Below are 26,374 nucleotides of genomic sequence, written 5' to 3'. Positions count from 1 at the left end.
CGAGTTCCGGCGCATCGTGCTCCGCCCATCACCTGTCGCCCGCAGCAGCGTCGCCGGTGCCCACCCACCCCGATCCAGGTTCGCCCCGCTCGCGCGGCCCACGGCCCGTCCATCGCTTGAACGCGCGCCTGAAACTGCGCGCATCGCTGAAGCCGACCTCGCGCGCCACCGTCTCCACCGATACGCGCGAATCGTCGAGCAGCATGAATGCGTGTGTCTTGCGCACCGTGTCGAGCACAACCCGATAGGACACGCGCTCGTCGACGAGCCGCCGCCGCAGCGTGCGCTCGCTCATGCACAGTTGTACCGCGACCTCGTCGAGCGACGGCGCGCGCCGCAAATCGCGCCGCAGGATCCGTTCGATCGATTCGAGAAATTCGCTGCTCCGGCATCCATCCCGCGACGCCTGGCGCAAAGACTCGATCACCTGACGGTGCGTCAGCGGATCGTGCGTCGCGATCGGCTGGCGTCCCCATGCGGCGTCGAAGGCAAACACGTTGCGTGGCTGCCCGAACAGGATCGGGCACTGGAACACGCGCTCATAGTGTTCCGCGTAATCCGGACGCGGATAGACGACGTGAACCGCCTCGGGCCGAAACGCCGCGCCGGAGAGCGCGCGCCCGATATTCAGGAATTTACCGAACGCCTCCTCGACGAGAAACGCTTCGAGCTCACGCGCGAAGAAGATATTGGCGGCGCCGATCGACATCGTCCGCATCCCCGACATCACGTCGAAATGCATCAGCGCGCCTGTGTGCGCCTGGAACGCCGCGCATGCTACAAGCGCATCCTTCAATGTCGGGCCGGTCAGCATCGCATAACCGACCATTCCGATCGATGCGATCGTCTCGCTCATCGCCAGTTCGAGACCGACCGCACAGTGCGGCGCGCACTCGAGCATGCGCCGGATCATCGTGCCGGCCTGACGCAACGAAAGCCGGCACGACGGATCGGACAGATCCGCGACATTGAAGCCCAGTCCCTGGCACAGCCGCTCCGGATCAATGCCGAGTTCCTGGCTCTTCTGGGCCAGGCATCGAAGCAGATGCGCCTGCACGTTCGTCGTCGTGAGACAAGCTGCGTCGGGCGCGGAGGCGAGCTGCCCGCTGTCGCGGATTCGCGCCGTCCGGCCGATTCGGTGCGCGTTGATTGCGGTCTGCCGCATCTCAAGGATTCCGTTCAGAAGTAGTGACGCAGCCCGATGGTCGCGCCGAGTTGCGTGGTGCCGGTGCTCGGCGCCTGCCCATTGATGCCGACCAACTGCGCGCCGATCACCCCGCCCCGGTAAATCGCATAGTCGAATTCCGCATAAAGCGTGTCCCGTTTCGACAGGCTATATCCGGCGATGATCTGGAACTGGCGGGCGCGACCGTTGAAATCCGCGGTGTAACCGGACTGCGTCGTCCACCACGCATTGAACGCGGTGGTCAGGACCGGCGTGGCCCGCCAGGTCAACCCTGCAAGCACCATGCTGCGCCGGCGGAATCCGCCCGGCGTCGAAGGATCCGCGACCTGTGCCGGCGAAATGATGCCGAGCGCCACGAGATCGGTGTCGCTGAACGGACCGTTCGCGAGCGATGTGAAGTCGTTGTCGCGCGCGTTCACGATATAGCCGGCGTTGAAGGTCGCAGGACCGATCGTCAACGAACCGCCGCCCGTGTAGATATCGAACGTCGCATGCGACTTGTCGTCCCGGCTCCGCATGAACGACGCACCGAACGTCAACGGCCCCTTGTCCGGCGCATATGCGACGGCGGCGCCGAGCTGACTGCCCGACACGCCGCCGCCCGCGCGAGCGCCCGGCGCGTATTGCGCCAGCAGATAGAGACCGCCGATCTGCGCGCCGTACTGAATCATGTTGCTCGTGCGCGAGCCCGCCAGCATGGTCTGCTCCGGCTTGAACAGATTGAAGTACGGGTCCTGGGGGCCGGACCACAGATTCGATCCGTAGGATAGCGAAACAGCCTCAAACGGGACGTTGTACTGGCGACCGAACGTCAATTGACCGAATGTCGGCGACGTCAGCCCTACGTAGGCCACCTGGAAGAAGTTCTCCGAGCTCTCCGGTACGATGCGGCCCGTTCCCGGGCTGAAATGACTCTCCAGGTCGAACTGCGCCTGCAGCCCTCCACCCAGATCCTCTTGCCCCTTGATGCCCCAGTAGCTTTCGGTCAAGCCGCCGCCGTCCGCCATCGACAGCTTGCGCCCGGTCGACGACGGTATGCCGTCCGGCCCGTATGAAACGCCATGCGTTTCATAGCGCATACCTGCATCAACCACTCCGTAGAGCGTCACGCTGCTCTGCGCATGCGCGCCTGCGCCGAACAGGACCGTCACGGCACAGCAAACGCCGCGAACACGCTTGCAACACTTCATTCCATCGCTCCGCACATGAAATAATCAGACGACACCAGACGAATGTAAAAAACAAAAGATATGCGGACCCAGTTCGGTACGGCCATTTTCGTGGTGCGTAACGGCCAACGATGGTCAACGACGCATGCGCGCCGATTCGCCGTGCATCGCGACCGAACGCTGTCGATATCGGATCATCGGCAGGCAGCGGGACTGCCTGTCACCTTGAATGGGCGGGTCAAGCCCGTATAGGGCGTCGGATTGGCCGACACCGACAGGCGATATACCCCCGCATGCCGTATCCGATAGATTCCAGGCGCCGTGTTTTTCGGGATTTCCCATATCGCCTCTGCCGTCGACGAGTCGATCCTGTGCGCGAAGGACAGCGCCGCGCTCTGACTCCAGTTCCACACAAAGACGACCTCGTGATCCCTTTCGGTAGCGACCGAGTCCCATCCGCCGCTAGCGTTCTGTTTCTCGACAAAGAGGTAGGCCGACATCGTCTTCGGATCGTTTCCGGGGTAGCCGGCTTGCCATTTCACATCGACCACGTCTCCCTGGTGATACTCGGACTCGGCATCGATCAGGGTCTTGCCGAATGCCGCGGGCTGGTCCGTGGTAATCGGTGCGGCGTCCCCGCGCGTGAAGGTCGGCGTCGGACCATCGGGCGAAGGCTGGCCGCTCACCATGGTTCCCGCCAGCTTGCGCATCTCCTGCATGGCGGCGGCCAGTTGCCACGGCCCATAAATCGTGGACGCCCCCTCGTACATTTGCGCCGAGTATTCCTCGCGCGTCGCCATGTAATCCAGATAGGCGTTGGAAAGCCCCGCGATGACGACGGTATCGACGCCGACGGGCGCCAATACGCTCAGGGCTGTCTGGCGCAGACGGCGGGCAGCCATGGTCGTCACCTCCCACGGCACGCCCAGAATCGCCAGGTTGCCGATCCGAAATATCTGGAGCGGCGTCAGTTGCCCCGGGAATTGCGCCACCGTCGGCTTTTCCTTTTGACAGGAAAAGCCGGGGCTGATCGCGGTCGTCGCACAAAGCAAGGGCGCGAGCGTGCCGGACAAGGCCACACCGTTCAGTGGCACCGAATAAGGCGTGTTGCCGTCGTAAATGGTCAGATAGCCCTGCCCGTTGAACAGCCCGTTGTAGTGATTGCGCGCATCGTCGAAATACGGGAACGGAGCGGTGGCCGCACAGGTGTAGCCGGCAGCCAGAAAGCCTTCGCCGTTGGGCGCGCCGGCCAGGAACGCCATGCCGGAGCCGCCAGTGCAGGTGCGTTTGGGGTTGTCCGCATAAAGCGAAGTGGGCAAGTCGGAGGCAGGCAGTCCATTCAAAACGACCGGGTCCGTCACGATGACGCTGCTCATGTCGACATAGAAGAACCGATAGTCGATCGGTCCGGACAGACTGCCTCCTCGAGCGTACTGCTTGAGCGCCTGCGTCAACTGCTTGGTTCCGTAGACTTCGACGGCCTTGCGCTGGCCGCGCGCGAAGCCCGGCTCGCCGTATTCGTATGGATCGTTCGTGCCCAGCCGATATCGATAGGGGACGCCGTTGCCGGGCGCATCGCTGCCGTTAACACCCTTGTCAAAGGCAAAGAGCTCCGAGGCCGTGTCTCCTTCGTCGGTTTGCGCAAATGCGGCCACGAAATTGTCGGCCCCGCCGAGCTGAGCGCCGGTGTCCAGCTCATACACCGTCCCCATCAGCTTCTCGAAGCCAAGGGACGCAAAACCCTTCGTGTCGCTGGAGACCAGGCGGTTGTGGTTACCCATCGCGGTCGGATGTACGCCAAACCAGTTCAGCACACCGACCGGGCTGCCATCGTTACGGACAAAACTAAGCTGCAGGAAGCGCTTGTCCACGTTCACTTCATGCCCGTTGGCATCCATATACCGGGCGCGTTCGGCCGGCGAGTTCTGACGATAGCTTAGCGGGCTGCGCGTGTAGTTAGTGTTGAGCAGTTCGCCGATCGACATCCGGATCGGCGATGGATCGGGGTGCGCCATCAGGTTGGCCTGAGCCCGGCGCATCGCCTGCACGATCCCGGTGCTGACAGCCTTGAAATCGTCGCTGTCGAAAAAGCTGGTGCTCGACAGAGTGCCGGGTATCTTGGCGTACAGATCCTTCAGGAGTTGCGGTGTTCCGTTGGGGAGATCGGGGAACGCCTGGGGCTCGCCATATCCGCCCAGCCCGGCGTGCGTATGGGTGGCGGACAGCATGATGTTTTCCGAGCCGTAGTGGCGGGACAGCACGGGATCGGCTGCGACCATGGACAGAACCTCCTGCCTCAGAAGGCCGGACGGAAATGCCTGGTCGGTGGAGACGAACATGATCTGCTTGCCGTTGCAGGGAGACTTGATCGCAAAGGCCCGGGCAAACAACCGCATGTTGATGCCGTTTGGAACCTGCGTCGGCACTTCGTGCCCCACTAGGTCGGAATGACCGGTGGGACCGCCACCGATGGGCCCGGTGGTTTCGTAAATGCCGCTGCCATACAGATAGCCGCCGGCGCCGCCGCAAGCGCCCGATTGCGTCCCGGCGCCGCTGATCGGCAACTCCAGCGGGCCGGAGGCATCCGGCTGATGCGAGGTCGTGTAGGTAACCCCGTCGACGGACAGCGTTGACGACTTGCCGATGTCGTTCAACGGGCTGCCGATCATGCAGGCAATACCGGCCGAATCCTGCATCGCATCCTTGCGGGCGGACTTTACGCTGGATGACGCGTCGCCCGCGCTGATCGAAGGCGCTGCGGCGTCTCCACCGCTGCAACCCGCAACCAGGGCTAACACGGGCAGCCATGCGATCTGCTTGTGGTTCATTTTTATGGTCTCCTCAATTGTCCGGTGGCGCGTCGCAACCGCCCAACACCACAAGGATTCAGCGGCGAAACGCGCGCTGGAAAGCACTTTGCCCGAAGAAGGTCACGGAAAGGCCGACACAGCCGGCGTCAGTCGCCAGACCAGTTCCTCAGGTCACCAACCAGCGCCTGTCGTGGCGGGCGGGTTGTCGCATCCCGGCAGAAACCCTGCTTGGTGCATTGTGTTTGCGTTAACGCGGTGCCCGGGATATACGGGGCGTGCAATTGCCAATTACGCTGCCGCCGCATCTCTTTTTTTTCGTGCCGCATGCGGTGTCACGCCAGCTTCCTCGTAGCGTCCGCGTTCTGATCGCATCACGTCGGCACGGAGGAAAAAGCCGCCGGTTTATGGCAAAAGCCTAGAGATGCCAAAAATCACCTAGCAGTGAATGACGGCCATTATTTGGTCAATTTCGGCCAATCCGATGAGGCCAGGTTGATACGTTTGAATCGGAAACTGGAGGTCCCCCACATGCCCCCGGATTCACGCAGACGTTACTGGACGACTGGAAATAAAAAAACCCGCGAAGCCTTACGCCATCACGGGTTTTCGGATTTCCGCAAACATCTGCGAACGAATAGCTGGTGCCGGGGACCGGGCTCGAACCGGCAAGCCAGTTAAGGCGGCGGATTTTCGTCACACTGCTTCTTTCGAAGCCGACGTCGTCGGAACGACATCGTTCGTGCGCTGGACTATGCCTTCACCGTCGCGCGCGGGCGTGCTGCGTGCCCGTGCGCCTTAGGCGCCCCCCGTCTAGTCTCTACACCTTCCTCGCGCAGGCCGCGAGGCTTGGCTCGGCGTTGCCTCGATGCACACATCAGGGGTTTCGCCGAATTTGAAGGGTTCTGCACCGACCGTTTCCGGCCGGGCACTCAATCGTTTAAGTCCGCTATGTTTACCAATTTCATCACCCCGGCAACAGGGCGGACGGGATTCTACCATTGGTCGCGCATGCGGTCCCCGATTCGCGCAGGCCGCGCATCGACAAAACGTGCTTTCGCACGCCCGACGCGACGCTGCGTCGCCTGAATAATCCGCCGTAACCGACGCGCCTGCGCCAACGCACCCGATTTCACGCCGCATCGCCGCATCCGCCGATACAATCCGGACTGCCCTGCCCGCCGCGCCGCCCGTCTTTCGGCCGGACCGCCCGCACGCCGCGATACGCTCCCTTCACGCGTCATCGACAGGTCATAAACGTTTTCGATAATCAGCCTGCCGAAAACGTTTACATCGCGTTCCCACATGACCTCGACCATCAAGGATGTCGCCGCCCTGTCGGGCTTTTCGATCGCCACCGTGTCGCGCGCGATCAACGCACCGCACACGGTCAGCCCCGCCACGCTCGAAACGATCCGCGCGGCGATCGACACGCTGCAGTTCCGCCCGAGCCCCCTCGGCCGGCAGCTGCGCGGCGAACGCACGCGCCTGATCGGCGTCGTGCTGCCGACGCTGTCGAACCCCGTGTTCGCCGACTGCCTGCAAGGCATCGACGAGCTCGCGACCGCGGCCGGCTTCAAGCTGATCCTGATGACGACCGAATACGACGCGGCGCGCGAGCGCCACGCGATCGAAACGCTGCGCGAGCAGCGCGTCGAAGGCCTGATCCTGACCGTCGCCGACGCGGACACGCACCCGCTGCTCGACATGCTCGACCGCGACGGCCCGCACTACGTGCTGATGCACAACGACACGCAGCGCCGCCCGTCGGTGTCCGTCGACAATCGCCGCGCCGCGTACGACGGCGTGCGGCTGCTGACCGCGCGCGGCCACCGTCGCGTACTGATGCTCGCCGGCTCGCTCGCCGCGTCGGACCGCGCGCGCCAGCGCCATCTCGGCTATGCGCAGGCGCTCGACGAAAGCGGCGTCGCGACGCTGCCGCCCGTCGAGGTCGACTTCAACGCGCCCGAATTGCCCGACGCGGTGCTCGCGCACCTGACCGCGCAAGCGACGCGCCCGACCGCGCTGTTCTGCAGCAACGACCTGCTCGCGATGGTCGTGATGCGCGGCCTGCGCCGCGCGGGCTTCTCGATCCCCGACGACCTGTCGGTGCTCGGCTTCGACGGCATCGCGCTCGGCGAATTGCTCGCGCCGCCGCTCGCGAGCGTCGCGACGCCGAACCGCGACATCGGCCGTCACGCGTGGCTGCGCCTCGTCGAATCCATCGGCGGAGCGACGATCGAGCGCACGTCGTTGATCCTGCCGCATGCGGTGCGCGACGGCGCGACGGTCGCGCCGCCGGCCGCCGACCTGCAGTTGCGCCAGGCCTGAACGCACGCGCCGCGCCGGCGTGCGCGGCGACGTGCGACCCACCCTCGTCCGGAGACCTCACCGTGCCCATTCGTCCGACCTCGCTGCTGCGCGCGCTCGCAGCCCCGCTCGCCTGCGCCGCTCTCATCGCCGCTGCGGGCGCGGCCCATGCCGACGAAACCGCGATCTGCTACAACTGCCCGCCCGAATGGGCCGACTGGGCCGCGCAGATCGCCGCGATCAAGCAGAAAACCGGCATCCGCGTGCCGTTCGACAACAAGAACTCGGGGCAGGCGATCGCGCAACTGATCGCCGAGCAGAGGAGCCCGGTCGCCGACGTCGTCTACCTCGGCGTGTCCTCCGCGTTCCAGGCGAAGGACAAGGGCGTTATCGCGCCGTACAAGCCCGCGCACTGGAACGACATCCCCGCGAACCTGAAGGACCCGCAAGGCTATTGGTTCGCGATCCACTCGGGCACGCTCGGCTTCTTCGTCAACAAGGACGCGCTCGACGGCAAGCCCGTGCCGCGTTCGTGGGCCGATCTACTGAAGCCCGAATACAAGGGCATGGTCGGCTATCTCGATCCGTCCAGCGCGTTCGTCGGCTATGCGGGCGCGGTGGCCGTCAACCAGGCGCTCGGCGGCAGCCTCGACAACTTCAAGCCGGCGCTCGACTGGTTCCGCAAGCTGAAGGCGAACGCGCCGATCGTGCCGAAGCAGACCGCGTATGCACGCGTGCTGTCCGGCGAGATTCCGATCCTGCTCGACTACGACTTCGACGCATACCGCGCGAAGTACAAGGACAACGCGAACGTCGAGTTCGTGATCCCGAAGGAAGGCACGATCGCGGTGCCGTACGTGATGAGCCTCGTGAAGGGCGCGCCGCACGACGCGAACGGCAAGAAGGTGCTCGACTTCGTGCTGTCCGACGAAGGCCAGAAGCTGTGGGCCAGCGCCTATCTGCGTCCGGTGCGCGCGCAGACGCTGCCCGCCGACATCGCGTCGAAATTCCTGCCGGCCAGCGAGTATGCGCGCGCGAAACCGGTCGACTTCGGCAGGATGGCCGCCGGCCAGCAGGCGTTCGGCCAGCAATACCTGCAAGTGATGCAGTAAGCGCCGATGCTCGACCTGACCTTCCCGCTGCGCTGGCGCATCGCGCTCGTCGCGCCGGCGCTCGCGGTGTTCGCCGCGTTCTGGCTGCTGCCGATGGCCGCGCTCGTGCAGGTCTCCGCCGACGGCGGGTTCGTCGCGCGGTACGCGGCGCTGCTCGGCGACGCGCGCTACATGAAAAGCCTTGGCGCGACCGTCGCGCTGTCCGCGGGCGTCACGCTCGCGACGCTCGCGCTGTCGACGATTTCCGGCCTGCTGCTCGCGCGCCGCGAATTCGCCGGCAAGCGCGTGCTGCTCGCGCTGCTGACCTTTCCGCTCGCGTTCCCGGGCGTCGTCGTCGGCTTCATGGTGATCATGCTCGCCGGGCGGCAGGGACTGATCGGCGTGTTGTCCGCGAAGCTGACCGGCGACAAGTGGGTGTTCGCGTATTCGATCGCCGGGCTGTTCGTCGGCTACCTGTACTTCTCCGTTCCGCGCGTGATCGTCACCGTGATCGCGGCCGCCTCGAAGCTCGACGCGTCGCTCGAGGAAGCCGCACGCTCGCTCGGCGCGTCGCCGTGGCGCGTCTTCGCCGACATCGTGCTGCCCGCGCTCGCGCCGGGGCTGATCGCGGCCGGTGCGATCTGCTTCGCGACCGCGATGGGCGCGTTCGGCACCGCGTTCACGCTGGCGACCGACCTGAACGTGCTGCCGATGACGATCTATACCGAGTTCACGCTGAACGCGAACATCGCGACGGCCGCCGGCCTGTCGATCGTGCTCGGCGTCGTCACATGGGCCGTGCTCGCGCTCGCGCGCCGCTTCACGGGCCACACCGCCGCCGCCGCGGCCTGAGGATTGCCGTCATGCCATCGATTTCCGGCTCTTCCACCCAGTCGCCTGCCCCGGCGCACGCGACCGGCGTCGCCCGGCGCGCGCCGCGCATCACCGGCGCGCGCGCGATCGCCGCGCTGCAATGGGGCGTCACGCTGCTGCTGTGCGCGTTCCTGATCGTGCCGGTCGTGATGTCGGTGCTCGCCGGCCTGACCGTCAACTATTTCCGCGGGCTGTCGAGCGGCCTCACGCTGCGCTGGCTCGAACAGGTGTGGCAGCAGTATCACGGCTCGATCTGGCTGTCGCTCGCCGTCGCGTTCGCGACGCTCGCGATCGTGCTCGTGGTCGGCGTGCCGGCCGGCTATGCGCTCGCGCGCAGCCCGGGCCGCGCCGCGCGCGCGATCGAGGAAGCGCTGGTGCTGCCCGTCGCGCTGCCGGGCCTCGCGTCGGCGCTCGCGCTGCTGATCGTCTACGGCGGCTTCACCGCATTCCGGATGAGCCTGTGGTTCATCGTCGCCGGCCACGTCGTGTTCACGCTGCCCTTCATGGTGCGCGCGGTCGCGGCCGTCGCGGCCAGCGCCGACCTGCGCACGCTCGAGGAAGGCGCGGCCAGCCTCGGCGCGTCGTTCGCCACGCGCTTCGTCACGATCGTGCTGCCGAACCTGCGCCCCGGCATCGTCGCGGGCGCGCTCGCGGTGCTGACGCTGTCGATCGGCGAATTCAACCTCACGTGGATGCTGCACACGCCCGACACCAAGACGCTGCCGGTCGGCCTCGCCGACACCTATGCGTCGCTGCGTCTCGAAGTCGGCAGCGCGTACACGATCCTGTTCCTGTTGATGACGCTGCCGCTGCTCGTCGCCATGCAGTGGCTCGGCGTCGATCCGTCCGGCACGCGCGCCGCGAAGCGCCGCCCTCGCTGACTTTCCTGTCCCGATGAAACTCGATTCCATTCCCATCACGCTGACCCGCTGCGCGAAGACGTTTCGCGGCACGCGCGTGCTCGAACCGCTCGACCTGTCGATCGGCGCGGGCGAAACGCTCGTGCTGCTCGGACCGTCGGGCTGCGGCAAGACCACCACGCTGCGGCTGATCGCGGGCCTCGACACACCGGACGCCGGCGGCACGATCGCGTTCGGCAACGACGACGTGACGGCGCTGCCGATCGAGCGCCGGCAGGTCGGCATGGTGTTCCAGAACTACGCGCTGTTTCCGAACCTGACGGTGCGCGGCAATGTCGGCTACGGGCTGAAGATTCGCAGGACCGAGCCGCGTGCGCTGCGCGAGCGCGTCGACGAGCTGCTCGCGATGATGCGGCTCGACGCGCACGCCGACAAGCCGATCGACCAGTTGTCGGGCGGCCAGCGCCAGCGCGTCGCGCTGGCCCGCGCGCTCGCGGTGCGTCCGCGCGTGCTGCTGCTCGACGAACCGCTGACCGCGCTCGACGCGAAGCTGCGCGACGTGCTGCGTCGCGAGATGAACGCGCTGCTGCGCGAGCTCGGCGTGACGACCGTCTACGTGACGCACGACCAGGCCGAGGCGATGGAGCTCGGCGATCGCATCGTCGTGATGGGCGCGGGCCGCATCGAGCAGATCGGCACGCCGCGCGACATCTACTACCGGCCCGCGAGCCGCACGGTCGCGCAGTTCATCGGCACGCTGAACCGGCTTGCAGGACAATGGCGGGACGGCGCGCTCGTGACGACGGGCGGCGCAATCGTCACGCCGCACGCCGCCGACGAGTGGTTCTTCCGTCCCGAGGACGCGCAGCTCGCCGATCCCGCGCATGCGCCGCTGCGCGGCGCGGTCGGCGCGTGCGCGTTTCTCGGCGAACGCACGCGGCTCACGATCGAGCACGCGGCGCCCGAGCCGATCGTGATCGACGTGCCGGGCCGTGTCGAGCTTGCCCGCGGCACGGCCGTCGGCATCGCGATCGCGGCGGAAGGCCTGATCGCGCTCGGCGCGTGATGCGCTGTCCCATCACTATCCGACGATTCCGAGGAACGACGATGCTGCTTGCTCAAATCAGCGATCTCCACATCAAGCGGCCGGGCCAGCTCGCATACCGGCGCGTCGACACGGCGGCCGCGCTCGCGCGCTGCATCGCGCGCCTGAATGCGCTCGTGCCGCGCCCCGACGCGGTGCTCGTCACCGGCGACCTGACCGATTTCGGTCACGACGACGAATACCGCCATCTGCGCGCGCTGCTCGCGCCGCTGGAGATTCCGTACTACCTGATGATCGGCAATCACGACGATCGCGCCGGGCTGCGCCGCGCGTTCGCCGATCGCCCCGAGCTGCAGGGCGGCGAATTCGTGCAGTACGCGCTCGACGTCGGCACGGTGCGCGTGCTCGCGCTCGATTCGCAGGTGCCCGGCGCGAGCCACGGCGATCTGTGCGATGCGCGGCTCGGCTGGCTTGCCGCCCAGCTCGACGCGGCACGCGAGCGGCCGGTGATCGTCGCACTGCATCATCCGCCGTTCGTGGCGGGGATCGCGCATATGGACGCGCTGCGCCTTGCGCCGCAGGCCGCCGCGAAACTCGACGCGCTGCTGCGCGGCTACCCCAACGTCGAACGCGTGCTGTGCGGTCATGTGCACCGCACCATGTTCACGCGCTTCGGCGGCACGCTCGCGTCGGCCGTGCCGGCGCCCGCGCACCAGGTCGCTTTCGACCTGCGCGCCGATGCGCCGTCCGCGTTCCGGCTCGAGCCGCCGGCGTTCGCGGTGCATCGGCATACGCCGGAAGCGGGGATGACGTCGCATCACGTGTACGTGGACGAAGGCGACGGACCCTATCCGTTCTACGAGCCGACCGGGGAGCTGGTCGACTGACGAACCGGCCGGCGGGAAGGCAATCCCCTCCCCGCCATGGGTCGGGCCCCATCGCGCCTGTCAGCCCGCTGTCCGGCAGGATTCACGGTGCTCCGGTATGATCGGCACCCTCGATCGACGTCCGGCGCGCCTGCGCGCCCGCCACGCGCGCCACGTGCCGGACGCCCAACTCCGCACCGCGCAGCCATGTCCACCGCCTCCACCGACCGTCCGGCCGAAGCCTCGCCCCACTACTCGCGCAGCCTGCTGTTGCTGCTCGCGACGATCGCGGGCGTCTCGGTCGCGAACATCTACTACAACCAGCCGCTGCTCGACAGCTTCCGCGCGTCGTTTCCCGACGGCGCGTCGTGGATCGGCGCCGTGCCGACCGCGACGCAGCTCGGCTACGCGGCCGGGATGTTCCTGCTCGCGCCGCTCGGCGACCGGTTCGACCGCCGCCGGCTGATCCTGATGCAGATCGCGGGCCTGTCGATCGCGCTGATCGCGGCGGCCGTCGCGCCGTCGCTGGCGGTGCTCGCCGTCGCGAGCCTCGCGATCGGCGTGCTCGCGACCATCGCGCAGCAGGCCGTGCCGTTCGCGGCCGAGATCGCGCCGCCGGCCGAACGCGGGCATGCGGTCGGCACCGTGATGAGCGGGCTGCTGCTCGGCATCCTGCTGGCCCGCACCGCCGCCGGTTTCGTCGCCGAGTATTTCGGCTGGCGCACGGTGTTCGGCGCATCGGTCGCGGCGCTCGTCGCGCTCGCCGCGGTGATCGTGCTGCGGCTGCCGCGCAGCTCGCCGACGTCGACGCTGCCGTACGGCAAGCTGCTCGGTTCGATGTGGCATCTGGCAGTCGAATTGCGCGGACTGCGCGAGGCGTCGCTGACGGGCGCCGCGCTGTTCGCGGCATTCAGCGCGTTCTGGCCGGTGCTCACGCTGCTGCTCGCCGGCCCGCCGTTCCACCTCGGCCCGCAGGCGGCCGGCCTGTTCGGCATCGTCGGCGCGGCCGGCGCGCTCGCCGCGCCCTATGCGGGACGCTTCGCCGACAAGCGCGGCCCGCGCGCGATCATCTCGCTCGCAATCGCGCTGCTCGCGGTGTCGTTCGTGATCTTCGCGCTGTCGGGGTCGAGCCTCGTCGGGCTCGTGATCGGCGTGATCGTGCTGGACGTCGGCGTGCAGGCCGCGCAGATCTCGAACCAGTCGCGCATCTATGCGCTGAAGCCCGACGCGCGCAGCCGCGTAAACACGGTGTACATGGTGTGCTACTTCATCGGCGGCGCGCTCGGCTCGTCGGTCGGCGTCGCCGCGTGGCACGCGTTCGGCTGGACCGGCATGTGCGCGGCCGGCCTGCTGTTTACCGCGCTCGCCGGCTGGTTCCATCATCGCGGCGCGCGCGGCGGCTGAGCGCAGCCGGCGCGGCCCGGGGCGGCTGCGTCAGGCGTCGGCGCGCGTCGCGGCCGCGGACGGTTCAGCGGCGGGCGGCGGCGCAAACGCCTGCGCGGGATCCATCACGGCAGCCGGGTCGACGACGGCGGCCGGCGCCGGCACCGCGAGCGGGACGGCCGAAGGCGTCAGGATCGGTGCGTCGTCCGGCACGGCGATCTGATCGGGCGCGGATGCCGCGTCCGCTGCCGGTGCCGTCGCCACGGCCGGCGCAGCAGCAGCGGCCGCCCGGGCCGCAGGCCGGCGCGCGGGATCGAACAGGAACGACAGCCCGACGCTGCCGAGGATCGCGACGGTCGCGACCACGGTGGCCGTCGTCACGGGCTCGCCGAGCATCAGCGCGCCGAGCGCGACCGCGACGATCGGGTTCACGTACATGCAGCTGCTCGCGATGATCGGGCTCGTGTGCCGGATCAGGTAGCCGTACGCGACATACGCGGCCATCGTGCAGAACACCATCAGGTAGAGGAACGCGAACACCGGCCCCACCGCGACGTGCTCGATGTGCTCGCCGAGCAGCCACGCGACGATCGTGGACATCAACCCGCCGAGGCCGATCTGCAGCGACGTGGACAGGAACAGGTCGGACGGCAGCTTGAGCCGCGTCGCGAGATGCGCGCCGCCCGCCCAGAACAGCGCGCCGGCCAGCACGCAGATCGTGCCGAGCGCCGAATTGTCGGCGGCCGCGCCGCCCGAGTTCAGCACGACGATCCCGACCATCCCGAGCGCGACGGCCGCCCACTCGCCCTTGGTCACCGGCCGCCCGGCGACCGCCGCGATCACGGTCGCGAACAGCGGCACCGTGGCGACCATCACCGCGGCGGAGCCGCTGCTGACCGTGCGCATCCCGAGCGCGATCGTGCCGGACGACAGCGCGACCAGCATCGTGCCGACGATCGCCGAGTTGCGGATCTCCAGCAGCGTCGGCCATTCTGGCTTGCGCCGCAGCGCGAAGACGAACAGGCCGATCCCGCCGAGCAGGTTGCGCAGCCCCGACAGCATCAGCGGCGGGAACGACTGCAGCGCGAAATGCAGGCCGCTGTAGGTCGAACCCCAGACGAAGTAGATGAACACGAGCGCCAGCGCGACGCGGCCGCCGCGGCTCTGCGGCAGGCGGATCCGGATCGGCAGGCGGGCCAGGAAATCGAGGAGGCGGTCGAGCGGCGTCATCGTCAGCCTGCCCGCACGTCGCGCCGCGTGCTCCGCTGAAAGACGCCGGCGATGCCGGCAAACGGCCCTGACGGGACCGGGAAGGCGGAAGCGGACGTGCGGAACGACATGGCAGTGCGAACGGCGACGAATAAGAACCGGCAAGCGGCGGCAGAGGGACAAAAAAACGTGCGCAACCGCTTTGGCTGCGCACGTCGCGCATTATCGCATTAAGGATTAGAAAGCATCTGCCGACCTGGCTGAAAGGATAGGGACTGACGTTTCGGCGCGACATTTTCGCGCGACGAGCGGGCCGGACCGGCGGCGGCGGCGAACGCGACGCGCTCCGAATCAGCCGCCGATGCGGCGCGCACCCTGTCGCGCCGGCTACATCGGCCTGTCGGCCGGTTATGTACGACAGCGGCTGTCTCGCGCTTATGGTGACGGTACGGCGCGCGCATCGCGTCGCCTTTTCCGTTCGTCCACAACCCTGACAACCCATACAAAATTTTGTATAATTCAACCAGCCTTCCACCGAAGCCCGTCGTCTTCGTCGGCAGCGCCCTCGCCGATCTGCGCGACTTCCCGCCGCCCGCGCGACGCGAAGCCGGCCATCAGATCGACCAGGTGCAGCGCGGCCACGAGCCCGACGACTGGAAGCCGATGCGCACCATCGGCCCCGGCGTGCGGGAGATTCGCATCCGCGACGCGAGCGGCGCATTCCGGATCGTCTATGTCGCGACGTTCGCCGAGGCCGTCTACGTGCTTCATTGCTTCCGGAAGCAATCGGCCCGCACGAGCCGGCCCGACGTGGAGCTGGCCGCCCGGCGCTATCGCGCCCTGTTGATGGAGTGGAAACGATGACCGAGAAACGCTATCCGAGCGTCTGGGACGCGATCGAGAGCACGCCGGCCGAGGCCGAGAACATGAAGCTGCGTTCCGAACTGATGATCGCGCTCAAGCAGCGCCTCGCGCAGCTCGAACTCAGCCAGGCGCAGGCCGCGCAGCTGCTGGGCGTCACGCAGCCGCGCGTGTCCGACCTGATGCGCGGCAAGATCAACCTGTTCGGGCTCGACGCGCTCGTCAACATGGCCGCGGCGGCCGGCCTGCGCGTCGACCTGCAGGTGCGCGCGTCCGCATAGTGCACCGGCGCCGCGCGCGGCGGGCGCACACATCCGCCGCCGCGCCGCGCCTCACGATCCGCCGAACCAGTTGTATCCCTGGTCGACCCAGTAGCCGCCCGGATACGTGTCGGTCACGAATATCTCCATGATGTGCTTCGGGTTCTTGTAGCCGAGCTTGGTCGGCATCCGCAGCTTCATCGGGAAGCCGAACTCCGGCGGCAGCCGGCGGCCGTCGTAGTCGAATGCGAGCAGCGTCTGCGGATGCAGCGCGGTCGGCATGTCGATGCTTTCGTAGTAGTCGTCCGCGCACTTGAAGCCGACGTATTTCGCGCGCGTGTCGGCGCCGGCGCGCGCGAGAAACGCGCCGAACGGCGTGCCGCCCCAGCGCCCGATCGCGCTCCACCCTTCCACGCAGATGTGCCGCGTGATCTGTTCCGCGTGCGGCAGCGCATACAGCTCGTCGAGCGTCCACACGCGCTTGCCCGTCACGCGCCCCGACAGCACCAGCCGGTAGCTCGACGCATCGACGTGCGGCACGTCGTCGATCCCGTAATACGCGTTGAACGGGAACGGCCGCGTGAGGTCGGCCTCCGTGTAGGTCGGCGCGAGCCGTTCGCCGCTGAACAGCCACGCCTGCACGCGGTCGTTCATGCGCGACACCTTCTCGAGGAATGCGTTGACCGACGCGTCGTCCTGCAGCGTGCAGCCGGTCAGCATCGTCAGGCCGCCGAGCGTCAGAACGCGCCGGTTGAACAGCCGCCGCGACGGCATGTCCAGTTCGCGGCGCACGTCGAGTTCGAGCGCGCGGCGGTCGAGCGTCCAGCGCGAACGCGCGCGCTTGTCTGCGGATTCGGACATGATGAGTTCCTTTGCGCGGATCAGCGGCCGCGCAGCATCGCAAGCAGCGAGCGCGGCACCAGCAGCGCCATCGCCACATGCACGACGAAGAACGCGACGAGCAGCGCCATTGCCCAGAAATGCACGACGCGCGCGCTGTCGTAGCCGCCGAACAGTTCGCGCAACAGCGGGAACTGCACGGACTTCCAGATCGTGAGCCCCGACAGCACCAGCACCACGAGATCGACGATTGCGGTCAGGTAGGCGGCGCGCTGCACCGCGTTGTAGACGCTCAGGTCGTCGTGCGACAGCCGGCCGCGCAGCGCCGCACGCACGTCGCGCCAGACCGATACCGGCGTGACAGGCAGCATCTTGCGCGCGACGCGTCCGGTCGCGATCGCCATCGCGAGATAGAACACGCCGTTGCCGACCAGCAGCCACATCGCCGCGAAATGCCATTGCAGCGCGCCGCCGAGCCAGCCGCCGAGCGTGATGCCGTGCGCGAACGTGAACGACGGGTAGATCGGCGACGCATCGTAGATGCGCCAGCCGGACAGCGCCATCAGCACGGCCGCGAGCGCGTTGAGCCAGTGGCTCGCGCGCACCCACGCCGGATGGATCGAGCGCACGGGCGGCGGCGCAGCCGCGCGATCGGGGGCGGATACGGTTTGCATGATGAAGACTCCCGGAAGGATGCGACGGTCCGCGACGCGCGCAGCCGAATGCGCATCGCGCGCCGTCGCCTGGCGCGGCGCCGGCGCACGCGCCGGCCGCGCCCCGCATGCATCGCTCAGTTCGACGGACTCATCTTGTCGCCCTGCGTCGACTTGCCCATCGCGTCGTGGCCCATTGCGTCCTTCTTCATCGCATCCTTCTTCATCGCGTGCTTCTGCATCGTGTCCTTCTTCATCGCGCCATCCTTCGCCATCGCATCGTGGCCCATCGCGTCCTTCGACATCGACGTGCCGTCCTTCGACATCGCATCGTTCTGCGCATGGGCGCCGGTCGCAAGCATAGTGAAAGCAGCGACGCAGACAGCCATCAGGATCTTGTTCATGACATTACTCCGGTACATGGGTTGAGGAGCCGAATAGACGGCGCAGGTCGCCGGAAATGACAGCGACGCCGAAAATTTTTTCGGGCGGCGGCAAGAGCGCCGATGCTGCAGCGCACCGCGAGCGCCGCTCGGCAACCGGTTGAAACCGCCGCCAAGGCGGTGTATCGTGTGCCCTTGCTAACGCGGGGGTCCTGCAATGCTCCCGGTCGAACCGGCCGGCGTTGTGGGTGAGAAATACCCTTTGAACCTGATCTGGATAATGCCAGCGCAGGGAAGCGTACGGATTTCGCCGCCATCCCTCTGACGAAATCCGCCGCCTCACCAAGCCTCGTCTCCTGCTTAGCTCGAGCCCCACATTCGTCACGGGACCCGGGTGAACGCCAGCGCGCCAACTCGGGCCGACAAGGAGATTGCATGAACGCCAATCCGAAGTTTCTGTCTGCCGACGCCCACGTCGATGCCGCTGCCATCGCGCCGCTGCCGAACTCGCGGAAAATCTACGTGACGGGCTCGCAGCCCGACATCCGCGTGCCGATGCGCGAAATCACGCAGGCCGACACGCCGACCGGCTTCGGCGGCGAGAAGAATCCGCCGGTCTACGTGTACGACACGTCGGGCCCGTACACCGACCCGGACGCGAAGATCGACATCCGCGCAGGCCTGCCGGCACTGCGCCAGCGCTGGATCGAGGCGCGCGGCGACACCGAGACGCTGCCGGGCCTGTCGAGCCAGTACGGGCGCGAGCGCGCGGCCGACCCGGCCACCGCCGACCTCCGCTTCCCGGGCCTGCACCGCAACCCGCGCCGCGCGCAGGCCGGCCGCAACGTCACGCAAATGCACTACGCGCGCCAGGGCATCATCACGCCGGAAATGGAGTTCATCGCGATCCGCGAGAACCAGCGCCGCGCCGAATACCTCGAGAGCCTGAAGGCGAGCGGCCCGAACGGCGCGAAGCTCGCCGCGATGATGGGCCGCCAGCATCCGGGCCAGGCGTTCGGCGCCGCGGCCTTCGGCGCGAACGCGCCGACCGAGATCACGCCGGAATTCGTGCGCTCGGAAGTCGCGAGCGGCCGCGCGATCATCCCCGCGAACATCAACCACCCGGAATCCGAGCCGATGATCATCGGCCGCAACTTCCTCGTGAAGATCAACGCGAACATCGGCAACTCGGCCGTCACGTCGTCGATCGGCGAGGAAGTCGACAAGATGACGTGGGCGATCCGCTGGGGCGGCGACACGGTGATGGACCTGTCGACCGGCAAGCACATTCATGAAACGCGCGAGTGGATCATCCGCAACAGCCCGGTGCCGATCGGCACGGTGCCGATCTACCAGGCGCTCGAGAAGGTCAACGGCAAGGCCGAGGACCTGACCTGGGAAATCTTCCGCGACACGCTGATCGAGCAGGCCGAGCAAGGCGTCGACTACTTCACGATCCACGCGGGCGTGCGCCTGCAGTACGTGCCGCTCACCGCGAACCGGATGACCGGCATCGTGTCGCGCGGCGGCTCGATCATGGCGAAGTGGTGTCTCGCGCATCACAAGGAAAGCTTCCTGTACGAACACTTCGAAGAGATCTGCGAGATCATGAAGGCGTACGACGTGAGCTTCTCGCTCGGCGACGGCCTGCGCCCCGGCTCGATCTACGACGCGAACGACGAAGCGCAGCTCGGCGAGCTGAAGACGCTCGGCGAGCTCACGCAGATCGCGTGGAAGCACGACGTGCAGGTGATGATCGAGGGTCCGGGCCACGTGCCGATGCAGCTGATCAAGGAGAACATGGATCTCCAGCTCGACTGGTGCAAGGAGGCGCCGTTCTACACGCTCGGACCGCTGACGACCGACATCGCGCCGGGCTACGACCACATCACGTCGGGCATCGGCGCCGCGATGATCGGCTGGTTCGGCACCGCGATGCTGTGCTACGTGACGCCGAAGGAGCACCTCGGCCTGCCGAACAAGGACGACGTGAAGGAAGGCATCATCACGTACAAGCTCGCCGCGCATGCCGCCGACCTCGCGAAGGGGCACCCGGGCGCGCAGGTGCGCGACAACGCGCTGTCGAAGGCGCGCTTCGAGTTCCGCTGGGAAGACCAGTTCAACCTCGGTCTCGACCCCGACAAGGCGCGCGAATTCCACGACGAAACGCTGCCGAAGGATTCGGCCAAGGTCGCGCACTTCTGCTCGATGTGCGGCCCGCACTTCTGCTCGATGAAGATCACGCAGGACGTGCGCGAGTTCGCGGCGCAGCAGGGCGTGTCCGAAACCGACGCGCTGAAAAAGGGGATGGAAGTCAAGGCCGTCGAATTCGTGAAGAGCGGCTCGGAAATCTATCACCGGCAATAAACGCCGCGACGCACCGCATCGCGATGCACGAAGCCCGCTTTCGAGCGGGCTTTTTTACGCCGGGCGGTGTGCTGCGCATCCCGCATGCCCGCGGGCGCGTGCGAAACAAATGATTACGAAACCGCGATTAGCTTAACAAGTCCTTACAGAAGCGCTGCCGGAGCGCGCGTAGATTGAATTCATGCGCGGTCGCCCGGCGGCTGCGCGCCTTCCTTCACAACACAAGGACGACGACCATGAACTCGACCCGGCGTATCGGAATATGCGTACTGCTCGTCGCGACAATGGCCAGCCTGTCGGGCTGCGATTCGATGTCGAGACGTCAGCGCGACACGGCAATCGGTGCAGGGGTCGGCGGCGTAGCGGGTGCGGCGATCGGCGGCAACGCGCTGTCGACGCTCGGCGGCGCGGCAGCCGGCGGCATCATCGGCAACCAGGTCGGCAAGTAAGCCGTCCCGCCGCCCGTCGGCCACGCCACGTGCGGCAGCGGCATCCGGCCGAGCGGCGTTTCCGCGTTGCGGAAACGCCGTTTTTACATCCGGCATCCGCGCGCGGCGCGGCCGACGGAAATGATCCGTTACCGTTTTGTACACCGTGTCATCGACGCGCGGCGTAAGCTGGATCCATGTCGATGCCGCGCGCCCTTCTCCGGTTTGAAACAGTCGATCGCGGGGCGGCGCCGGTCGCGACCGGTCGCAGGCCGGCCCGCCGTCCGCAGCCGGCATGGACAGCCCCCAAGCATCGGCCGCTTGCCGGCCTGCCGGAGTGACATCATGAACAGGACCCTTGTCGCCGCAGCGCTCGCCTGCTCGACGCTCGCCGGCTGCTACTACCCTTACGGCTACTATCCGTCCGGCTATTACGCGGCCGCGCCGGCGCCGGTTCAGCCTGCGCCCGTCTACGTGGATCCCGGCCCCGCGTACTACTATCCGGCCCCCGCCTATGCGCCTGCATGGGGCGGCTACTGGGGCCCGTCGATATCGCTCGGTTTCGGCTTCGGCGGCGGACGCGGCGGCTGGCGTCACCACTGACCGCCGCACCGCTTGCTACCCGGTCCCGCTCGCCGGCGATGCCGTGACGACATCGCCGGCGCCGCCTCGTATTGCCGTTTCTTGTCGTTTCATTCGAGCGTGAAACGACAGCCGGGGCGCGCAGTGTAAGATTCACCGCATCCCTTTCGTCACGCCCCGCCCGATGTCTGCCAAGAACGCCCTTCTGCTGACCGTGCTCGCTGCCCTGTGGGGCGCGTCGTTCCTGTTCATCCGGATCGGCGTCGCCGAGTTCGGCGTCGCGCCGCTGATGGCGCTGCGCGTGGGCATCGGCGCGCTGTTCCTGATCGCGCTCGCGCTGACGCGCTTCAAGCCCGCCGATCTCGTCGCGCGGCTGCGCCGTCATGCGTGGCCGCTGTTCGTCGTCGGCGTGCTGAACTCGGGCGCGCCGTTCTGCCTGTTCGCGTTCGCCGAACTGACGCTGTCGGCCGGCGTGACGTCGGTGATCAACGCGACGACGCCGCTGTGGGGCGCGCTCGTTGCGTACCTGTGGCTGAAGGACAAGCTGTCGCTGCCGCGCGCGCTCGGTCTCGTGATCGGCTTCGCCGGCGTGCTCACGCTCGTATGGGACCAGATCGCGAATGCGCACGGCAGCACCGGCGCCAGCGCGACCGCGCTCGCCGCCGCCGCGGCGCTCGGCGCGACGCTGCTGTACGGGATCGCGGCCAACTACACGAAACGCAAGCTCGGCGGCGTCGATCCGCTGATCAACGCGACCGGCAGCATGATCGGCTCGACCGTGCTGCTGCTGCCGTTCGCGCTCGCGACGTGGCCGGCCGCGCCGGTCAGCGCGCACGCGTGGGGCGCGGTGCTGGGCCTCGGCATTGCGTGCACGGGCATCGCGTATTTCATCTTCTTCTACCTGATCTCGCATGTCGGCCCGGCCCGGGCGATCACCGTGACGTTCGTGATTCCGGTGTTCGGCCTGCTGTGGGGCGCGCTGTTCCTCGGCGAACACGTGTCGCTCGCGATGATCGAAGGCTGCGCGATCGTGCTGGTCGGCACCGCGCTCGCAACCGGCGTGATCCGGCGCATTCCGGGCCTCGGGCCGCGCGGCGGCGAAGCGGTCTGAACCGCGGACGGCGGCATGGCACGCCGCCGCGACCGCACGCGTGTGGAGTTACCCTGATACGCGACCGGCGTCATTCCCGGTACACTCCAGACACTCATCCGCAGAAGGCAGTCACGATGCCCCACGTTCTGCCGCGTCCATCTTCGCGCGCGACTGCTTATGCGTGGCGGCGGGATACCGCCCCGCCGATCGCCCCGAGGCGCCGCTGACATGAAGCCCTCCCGCGACCTCTCGCTCGACTCCCTGCTCGCCCGTCTCACTCCGACTCCCGCCGGCTGGCTCGCCACTTATCGCAACACCACGCTGCGCAGCGTATTCCAGCCGGTGCTGTCGATCACGCACAAGCGGGTCGTCGGCTACGAAGCGCTGCTGCGGGTCGTCGATGCGCACGGCGCGCTGATCTCGCCGACCGCGCTGTTCGACCGTACGCGCGCCGACGCCGACGCGCTGCTGCTCGACCGGCTCGCCCGCTGCCTGCACACGGCCAATTTCGTCGCGCAGGGGATCGGCGACGGCTGGCTGTTCCTGAACGTGACGCCGCGCGTGCTCGATTCGGGCCTCGTGCAGCGCGAGTTCGTCGAAGCGCTGTGCCGGCATTTCGCGCTGCCGCCGAACCGCATCGTGCTCGAAGTCGTCGAGCAGCCCGCGCGCGACGAAGCCGCGCTCGCGCGCACGATCGACATGATCCAGCACCGCGACTTCCTGATCGCGATCGACGATTTCGGCACCGGCTTCTCGAATTTCGATCGCGTGTGGCGCGCGCGGCCCGACATCGTCAAGCTGGATCGTTCGCTGGTCGAGCGCTCGACGTGGTCGGGCGAGGACCGCCGCATCATGCACCACCTCGTCTCGATGCTGCACCAGGCCGGCACGATGGTGCTCGCCGAAGGCGTCGAAAGCGACGACACGCTGCAGTCGCTGATGGATGCCGACATCGATTTCGTGCAGGGCTTCCAGTTCGGCCAGCCCGACGCGTCGATCGCGCACGCGAGCGCAGCCGCGCCGGCGATGCTCGACGCGGCATGGCGGCGCTTCATCGCCCGCCGGCATGTGCCGGTCGCCGCCACCCAGCCGGGCTTCGACGCGATCGAGCGGCTCGTGCTCGCCGGCGCGGCCGCATTCGCCGCGAGCGGCAACCTGCAGGACGCCGCGCAGCGCGTGTTCGCGGTGCCGGCCGCGCGCCGCGTGTTCGTCACGGACGAGATCGGCGAACAGTTCCTGCCGTCGATCGGCGCGCCGCCCCCCGACGACGGCCCGGCCGGCGGCACGCGCCTTGCGCCGCTGTTTCCGGAAACCCACAGCAACTGGTCGCGCCGCCCGTATTTCCAGCGCGCGATCGCCGCGCCCGGCCGCGTCGCGCTGATGGGGCCGCACTTCTCGCTGACCGAAGGCCGCGACTGCTATACGGCCGCCGTCGCGACCCGCGCACGCGACCGGCTCGTCGTGTTCTGCGTCGATTTCGTGCTCGACAGCGCAGGCACCGTGATGCGCTAGGCGGCGGCGCGAACGGGCGGCCCGCCACCGCTGTTGGCCGGTCGGCAAACGATTGCAGCCCGTGCCGCTCGCGAATCAGTCGACGATCTTGCCGCGCCCCGACTTCACCACGCTGCGGCGCGCCTTGTGCTCGAGCCGCCGTTCCTTCGACGCACGCGTCGGCCGCGTCGCGATCCGCGCACGCGGCGTGAATGCGACGCCGCGAATCAGCGCATCGAGCCGTGCGAGCGCGGCCTCGCGGTTTTTCTCCTGGGTCCGGTGTTCCTGCGACTTGATCACGACGATGCCGTCGCGCGTAATGCGCTGGTCGGACAGCGCGAGCAGCCGCTCCTTCAGCACGGGCGGCAGCGACGACGCGCGAATGTCGAAACGCAGGTGAATCGCACTCGACACCTTGTTGACGTTCTGCCCGCCGGCGCCCTGCGCACGCACGGCCGTCCATTCGACCTCGGCCGGATCGAGCGTATAGCGGATCATCATCGCGCGGCCTCCGCGCGGCGCCGCGCGAGCGCCTCGTCGACGCGCGCCGACAGCCCCGAGTCGCGCTGGGTGCGCGTCGCGACCGCCTGCGCGAGCACGCGGCGCGGGCCGATCACCTGCACGCGCGTGCGCGCGCGCGTGACGGCCGTATAGACGAGCTCGCGCGTCAGCACGCGGCCGAACGTCGCCGGCAGCACCAGCGCGGCCTCGTCGAACTCCGAGCCCTGCGACTTGTGGACCGTCAGCGCGAACGCGGTTTCGTGCGGCGGCAGCGCGGCCGGCGACACCGCGCGCGCGGTGCCGTCCGCGCGCCGGAACCACACGCGCAACACGCCGTGCGTGTCGGGCAATGCGATGCCGATATCGCCGTTGAACAGCCCGAGTGCATAGTCGTTGCGCGTGACCATGATCGGCCGCCCGGTGAACCAGTGCGCGCCGACCGCGAGCGGCACGCGCGCCGCGCGCCGCACGTGCGCGGCCACCAGCGCGTTGACGTGCTCGGCGCCGCGCGCGCCGTTGCGGGTCGCGCACAGGATCCGGAAGCGGTTGAGCGCATCGAACAGCGGCAGCGGATCGGGCGCCGGCGCGGCCAGCGCATCGCGCAATGCGTCGAGATACGCGCCGAAGCGCCGCGCGAGCCGCTCGACGGTGGCGGCCGCGAGCGTCTCGCCCGCGTCGTCGTGAAACGATGCGGCGGCTGCGTCGTCCGCCGGCAACGCGTCGAGCGCGGCCTGCACGTCGCCGCGGCGAATCGCGAGCGACAGCCGGCCGATCGGCGAATCGAGGCCGAAGCGGTAATTGCGCTCGAGCCACACGACGCAGTCCGCGAGCGGCGCGGGCGATGTCGGTGCAGGCGCGGTATCGCCGGACGGTGGCGTCGTCGTCGACGCTGCAGAAGCAAGCGCCGCATCGCCGGCGTCGAACGGCGGCAGCACCGCAGCGTCCAGCCACGCGAGTTCGTCGGCCTCGATCCACGCGGGCGCGTCGCCGGCATCGAGCGCGGCGATCGCCTCGTCAGAATGCGCCGCAGCCACGCCGGCCGGCGTGCGCGCATCGTCCTGCGGTTCGTCGTCGAAAAGCGAGGCCTGCCGCGTGTCGACTGCGGGGCGTCGCGCGGGTTTGCGTGCGGATACCGGCGCTGCCGCCGAAGTCGAAACTGAAGCCGAATTCGACACCGCCGCCGCGCCGTCATCCGGCACCGGCAGCGCCGCGACGAACGCCGCCTCGTCGATGCCGAGCGCCTGCGCGATGCGCGCGCGCGCCGCGGCGGTAAAGGTCGGCCGCGCGCTCAGCTCGGCGAACACCGCCCCCGCCTCGACCGCGGCGAGCTGGTCCTTGTCGCCGAGCAGCACGAGCCGCGCGCCCGGCGCGAGCGCATCGAGCAGATGCGCGGCCAGCGCGACGTCGATCATCGACGCTTCGTCGACGACGATCAGGTCGTACGGCAGCGGATTGTCGCGATGGTGACGGAAGCCCGTCGCGCCGCCGCCGCCGAGCAGCCGGTGCAGCGTGTACGACGTGTCGGGCAGGCGCGCCGCCAGCTCGGGCGGCAGCTCGCCGGCGCGCGCGTGCAGCGCTTCCTGCATCCGCTGCGCGGCCTTGCCGGTCGGCGCCGCCAGCGCGATGCGCAGCGCCGGATGCGCGTCGAGCAGGCAGGCCAGCACGCCGACGACGGTCGTCGTCTTGCCGGTGCCGGGGCCTCCGCTGACGATCGTCACGCGGCCCGTCAGCGCGACGATTGCCGCGACGCGCTGCCAGTCGACCTCCGCCGTCGCCGGCCCGAAATAGCGTGCGAGACTGGCGCGCAGCCGCTCGGGCGACAGCGCGTCGTCGGGCATCGCGACGCCGGCCTGCGCGACGAGCGCGTCGGCCAGCCGCCGCTCGTAGTCGAAATAGCGCGACAGGTACAGATGGTCGTGCCGGTCGACGATCAGCGGCCGCTCGTCGCCGCGCGCGAGCGTGCCGAACGCGACGACGCCGCTCGCGGCGAGCGCCGCGCGCACGTCGTCGAGCGGCGCCTCGTAGCGCTGCGCGAGCGCGACGAGCGACACGCACACGTGGCCGCCGGCCGTCGCGCGGCTGGTCGCGAACGCCGCGCGCGCGGCCCAGCGCGCCG

24 protein-coding genes and 1 riboswitch are annotated in these 26,374 nt (G+C 68.2%); of the genes, 15 read left to right on the top strand and 9 right to left on the bottom strand.

Annotated elements, in window-relative coordinates; translation table 11 throughout:
* Positions 1-28 precede the first annotated feature (28 nt).
* Complete coding sequence (locus tag BST28156_RS20800; RefSeq protein ID WP_254596404.1) at positions 29-958, bottom strand: AraC family transcriptional regulator; 930 nt, start codon at positions 956-958, stop codon at positions 29-31.
* On the opposite strand from BST28156_RS20800, the gene BST28156_RS34805 reads away from it, so the two are divergent.
* Positions 881-1,189: a hypothetical protein gene (locus BST28156_RS34805; protein WP_254596405.1), complete on the top strand. Its 309-nt coding sequence runs from the start codon at positions 881-883 to the stop codon at positions 1,187-1,189. The two genes, BST28156_RS20800 and BST28156_RS34805, sit on opposite strands and share 78 nt — an antisense overlap.
* Here the strand turns inward: BST28156_RS34805 and BST28156_RS20795 are convergent.
* Positions 1,180-2,337 (bottom strand): porin, encoded by a 1,158-nt coding sequence (locus BST28156_RS20795; RefSeq protein WP_244131328.1) that lies wholly within the window; start codon positions 2,335-2,337, stop codon positions 1,180-1,182. The two genes, BST28156_RS34805 and BST28156_RS20795, sit on opposite strands and share 10 nt — an antisense overlap.
* A gap of 212 nt (positions 2,338-2,549) precedes the next feature.
* Complete coding sequence (locus BST28156_RS20790) at positions 2,550-5,183, bottom strand: neutral/alkaline non-lysosomal ceramidase N-terminal domain-containing protein (protein ID WP_174903266.1); 2,634 nt, start codon at positions 5,181-5,183, stop codon at positions 2,550-2,552.
* Between the two features lie 1,284 nt (positions 5,184-6,467).
* Here BST28156_RS20790 and BST28156_RS20785 point away from each other — a divergent pair.
* The 7 genes from BST28156_RS20785 to BST28156_RS20755 all read left to right on the top strand — a co-directional run bounded on the left by BST28156_RS20785 (position 6,468) and on the right by BST28156_RS20755 (position 13,611).
* Complete coding sequence (locus tag BST28156_RS20785) at positions 6,468-7,493, top strand: LacI family DNA-binding transcriptional regulator (protein WP_060241686.1); 1,026 nt, start codon at positions 6,468-6,470, stop codon at positions 7,491-7,493.
* A gap of 62 nt (positions 7,494-7,555) precedes the next feature.
* Entirely contained in the window at positions 7,556-8,584 is a 1,029-nt protein-coding gene (locus BST28156_RS20780; RefSeq protein WP_174903265.1) for an ABC transporter substrate-binding protein, read from the top strand.
* Positions 8,585-8,590: 6 nt separating this feature from the next.
* Positions 8,591-9,415 carry an ABC transporter permease gene (locus tag BST28156_RS20775; protein WP_174903264.1) on the top strand — a complete coding sequence of 275 codons (825 nt, stop codon included), beginning with the start codon at positions 8,591-8,593 and terminating at the stop codon, positions 9,413-9,415.
* Positions 9,416-9,426: 11 nt separating this feature from the next.
* A complete protein-coding gene (locus tag BST28156_RS20770) occupies positions 9,427-10,317 on the top strand; it encodes an ABC transporter permease (RefSeq protein WP_174903263.1) in 891 nt (296 codons plus the stop codon).
* Between the two features lie 13 nt (positions 10,318-10,330).
* Positions 10,331-11,362, top strand: coding sequence for an ABC transporter ATP-binding protein (locus tag BST28156_RS20765; RefSeq protein ID WP_174903262.1), 1,032 nt, complete (start codon positions 10,331-10,333; stop codon positions 11,360-11,362).
* A gap of 41 nt (positions 11,363-11,403) precedes the next feature.
* Positions 11,404-12,228 (top strand): phosphodiesterase, encoded by an 825-nt coding sequence (locus BST28156_RS20760; protein WP_174903261.1) that lies wholly within the window; start codon positions 11,404-11,406, stop codon positions 12,226-12,228.
* 186 nt (positions 12,229-12,414) lie between these two features.
* Positions 12,415-13,611 (top strand): MFS transporter, encoded by a 1,197-nt coding sequence (locus BST28156_RS20755; protein WP_174903260.1) that lies wholly within the window; start codon positions 12,415-12,417, stop codon positions 13,609-13,611.
* Between the two features lie 30 nt (positions 13,612-13,641).
* On the opposite strand, the gene BST28156_RS20750 is transcribed toward BST28156_RS20755, so the two are convergent.
* Complete coding sequence (locus BST28156_RS20750) at positions 13,642-14,820, bottom strand: EamA family transporter (RefSeq protein WP_174903259.1); 1,179 nt, start codon at positions 14,818-14,820, stop codon at positions 13,642-13,644.
* Positions 14,821-15,309: 489 nt separating this feature from the next.
* On the opposite strand from BST28156_RS20750, the gene BST28156_RS20745 reads away from it, so the two are divergent.
* On the top strand, positions 15,310-15,663 hold the full coding sequence (locus tag BST28156_RS20745) for a type II toxin-antitoxin system RelE/ParE family toxin (RefSeq protein WP_060241670.1): 354 nt from the start codon (positions 15,310-15,312) through the stop codon (positions 15,661-15,663).
* Complete coding sequence (locus BST28156_RS20740; RefSeq protein WP_060241667.1) at positions 15,660-15,941, top strand: helix-turn-helix domain-containing protein; 282 nt, start codon at positions 15,660-15,662, stop codon at positions 15,939-15,941. Before BST28156_RS20745 ends, BST28156_RS20740 begins: the two co-directional genes overlap by 4 nt.
* A 51-nt stretch (positions 15,942-15,992) precedes the next feature.
* Here BST28156_RS20740 and BST28156_RS20735 read toward each other — a convergent pair whose 3' ends face one another.
* The 3 genes from BST28156_RS20735 to BST28156_RS20725 all read right to left on the bottom strand — a co-directional run bounded on the left by BST28156_RS20735 (position 15,993) and on the right by BST28156_RS20725 (position 17,817).
* Positions 15,993-16,781 (bottom strand): molybdopterin-dependent oxidoreductase, encoded by a 789-nt coding sequence (locus tag BST28156_RS20735; protein ID WP_174903258.1) that lies wholly within the window; start codon positions 16,779-16,781, stop codon positions 15,993-15,995.
* A 20-nt stretch (positions 16,782-16,801) separates the two neighbouring features.
* On the bottom strand, positions 16,802-17,434 hold the full coding sequence (locus BST28156_RS20730) for a cytochrome b/b6 domain-containing protein (RefSeq protein ID WP_174903257.1): 633 nt from the start codon (positions 17,432-17,434) through the stop codon (positions 16,802-16,804).
* A gap of 116 nt (positions 17,435-17,550) precedes the next feature.
* A complete protein-coding gene (locus tag BST28156_RS20725; RefSeq protein WP_174903256.1) occupies positions 17,551-17,817 on the bottom strand; it encodes a pentapeptide MXKDX repeat protein in 267 nt (88 codons plus the stop codon).
* Positions 17,818-17,991: 174 nt separating this feature from the next.
* Positions 17,992-18,109, top strand: a riboswitch (TPP riboswitch).
* 122 nt (positions 18,110-18,231) lie between these two features.
* Between BST28156_RS20725 and thiC the strand changes: the two genes are divergently transcribed.
* The 5 genes from thiC (at position 18,232) to BST28156_RS20700 (ending at position 23,778) form a co-directional block, all read left to right on the top strand.
* The gene (thiC, locus tag BST28156_RS20720; RefSeq protein ID WP_040127042.1) at positions 18,232-20,163 is read left to right on the top strand and encodes a phosphomethylpyrimidine synthase ThiC; all 1,932 of its coding nucleotides are present in this window, start codon (positions 18,232-18,234) and stop codon (positions 20,161-20,163) included.
* Positions 20,164-20,399: 236 nt separating this feature from the next.
* On the top strand, positions 20,400-20,612 hold the full coding sequence (locus BST28156_RS20715) for a YMGG-like glycine zipper-containing protein (protein ID WP_040127041.1): 213 nt from the start codon (positions 20,400-20,402) through the stop codon (positions 20,610-20,612).
* 324 nt (positions 20,613-20,936) lie between these two features.
* Positions 20,937-21,194: a hypothetical protein gene (locus tag BST28156_RS20710; protein ID WP_060241659.1), complete on the top strand. Its 258-nt coding sequence runs from the start codon at positions 20,937-20,939 to the stop codon at positions 21,192-21,194.
* Between the two features lie 163 nt (positions 21,195-21,357).
* On the top strand, positions 21,358-22,284 hold the full coding sequence (locus tag BST28156_RS20705; RefSeq protein ID WP_174903255.1) for a DMT family transporter: 927 nt from the start codon (positions 21,358-21,360) through the stop codon (positions 22,282-22,284).
* 210 nt (positions 22,285-22,494) lie between these two features.
* Positions 22,495-23,778: an EAL domain-containing protein gene (locus BST28156_RS20700; protein WP_060241655.1), complete on the top strand. Its 1,284-nt coding sequence runs from the start codon at positions 22,495-22,497 to the stop codon at positions 23,776-23,778.
* A gap of 75 nt (positions 23,779-23,853) precedes the next feature.
* Here BST28156_RS20700 and arfB read toward each other — a convergent pair whose 3' ends face one another.
* Together arfB and BST28156_RS20690 are read right to left on the bottom strand one after the other, a co-directional pair.
* On the bottom strand, positions 23,854-24,258 hold the full coding sequence (gene arfB, locus BST28156_RS20695) for an alternative ribosome rescue aminoacyl-tRNA hydrolase ArfB (protein WP_040127038.1): 405 nt from the start codon (positions 24,256-24,258) through the stop codon (positions 23,854-23,856).
* Positions 24,255-26,374, bottom strand: a 2,120-nt coding sequence (locus tag BST28156_RS20690) for an AAA family ATPase (RefSeq protein WP_174903254.1), incomplete at its 5' end; no start/stop codon positions are given. The genes BST28156_RS20690 and arfB, both read right to left, overlap by 4 nt.

The organism is Burkholderia pseudomultivorans (assembly GCF_902499075.1).
In the GTDB taxonomy this organism is placed as follows: Bacteria; Pseudomonadota; Gammaproteobacteria; order Burkholderiales; family Burkholderiaceae; genus Burkholderia; species Burkholderia pseudomultivorans.
The sequence above is the reverse complement of the archived record's forward strand: the minus strand, read 5'-3'. Positions and strand labels throughout refer to the sequence as shown.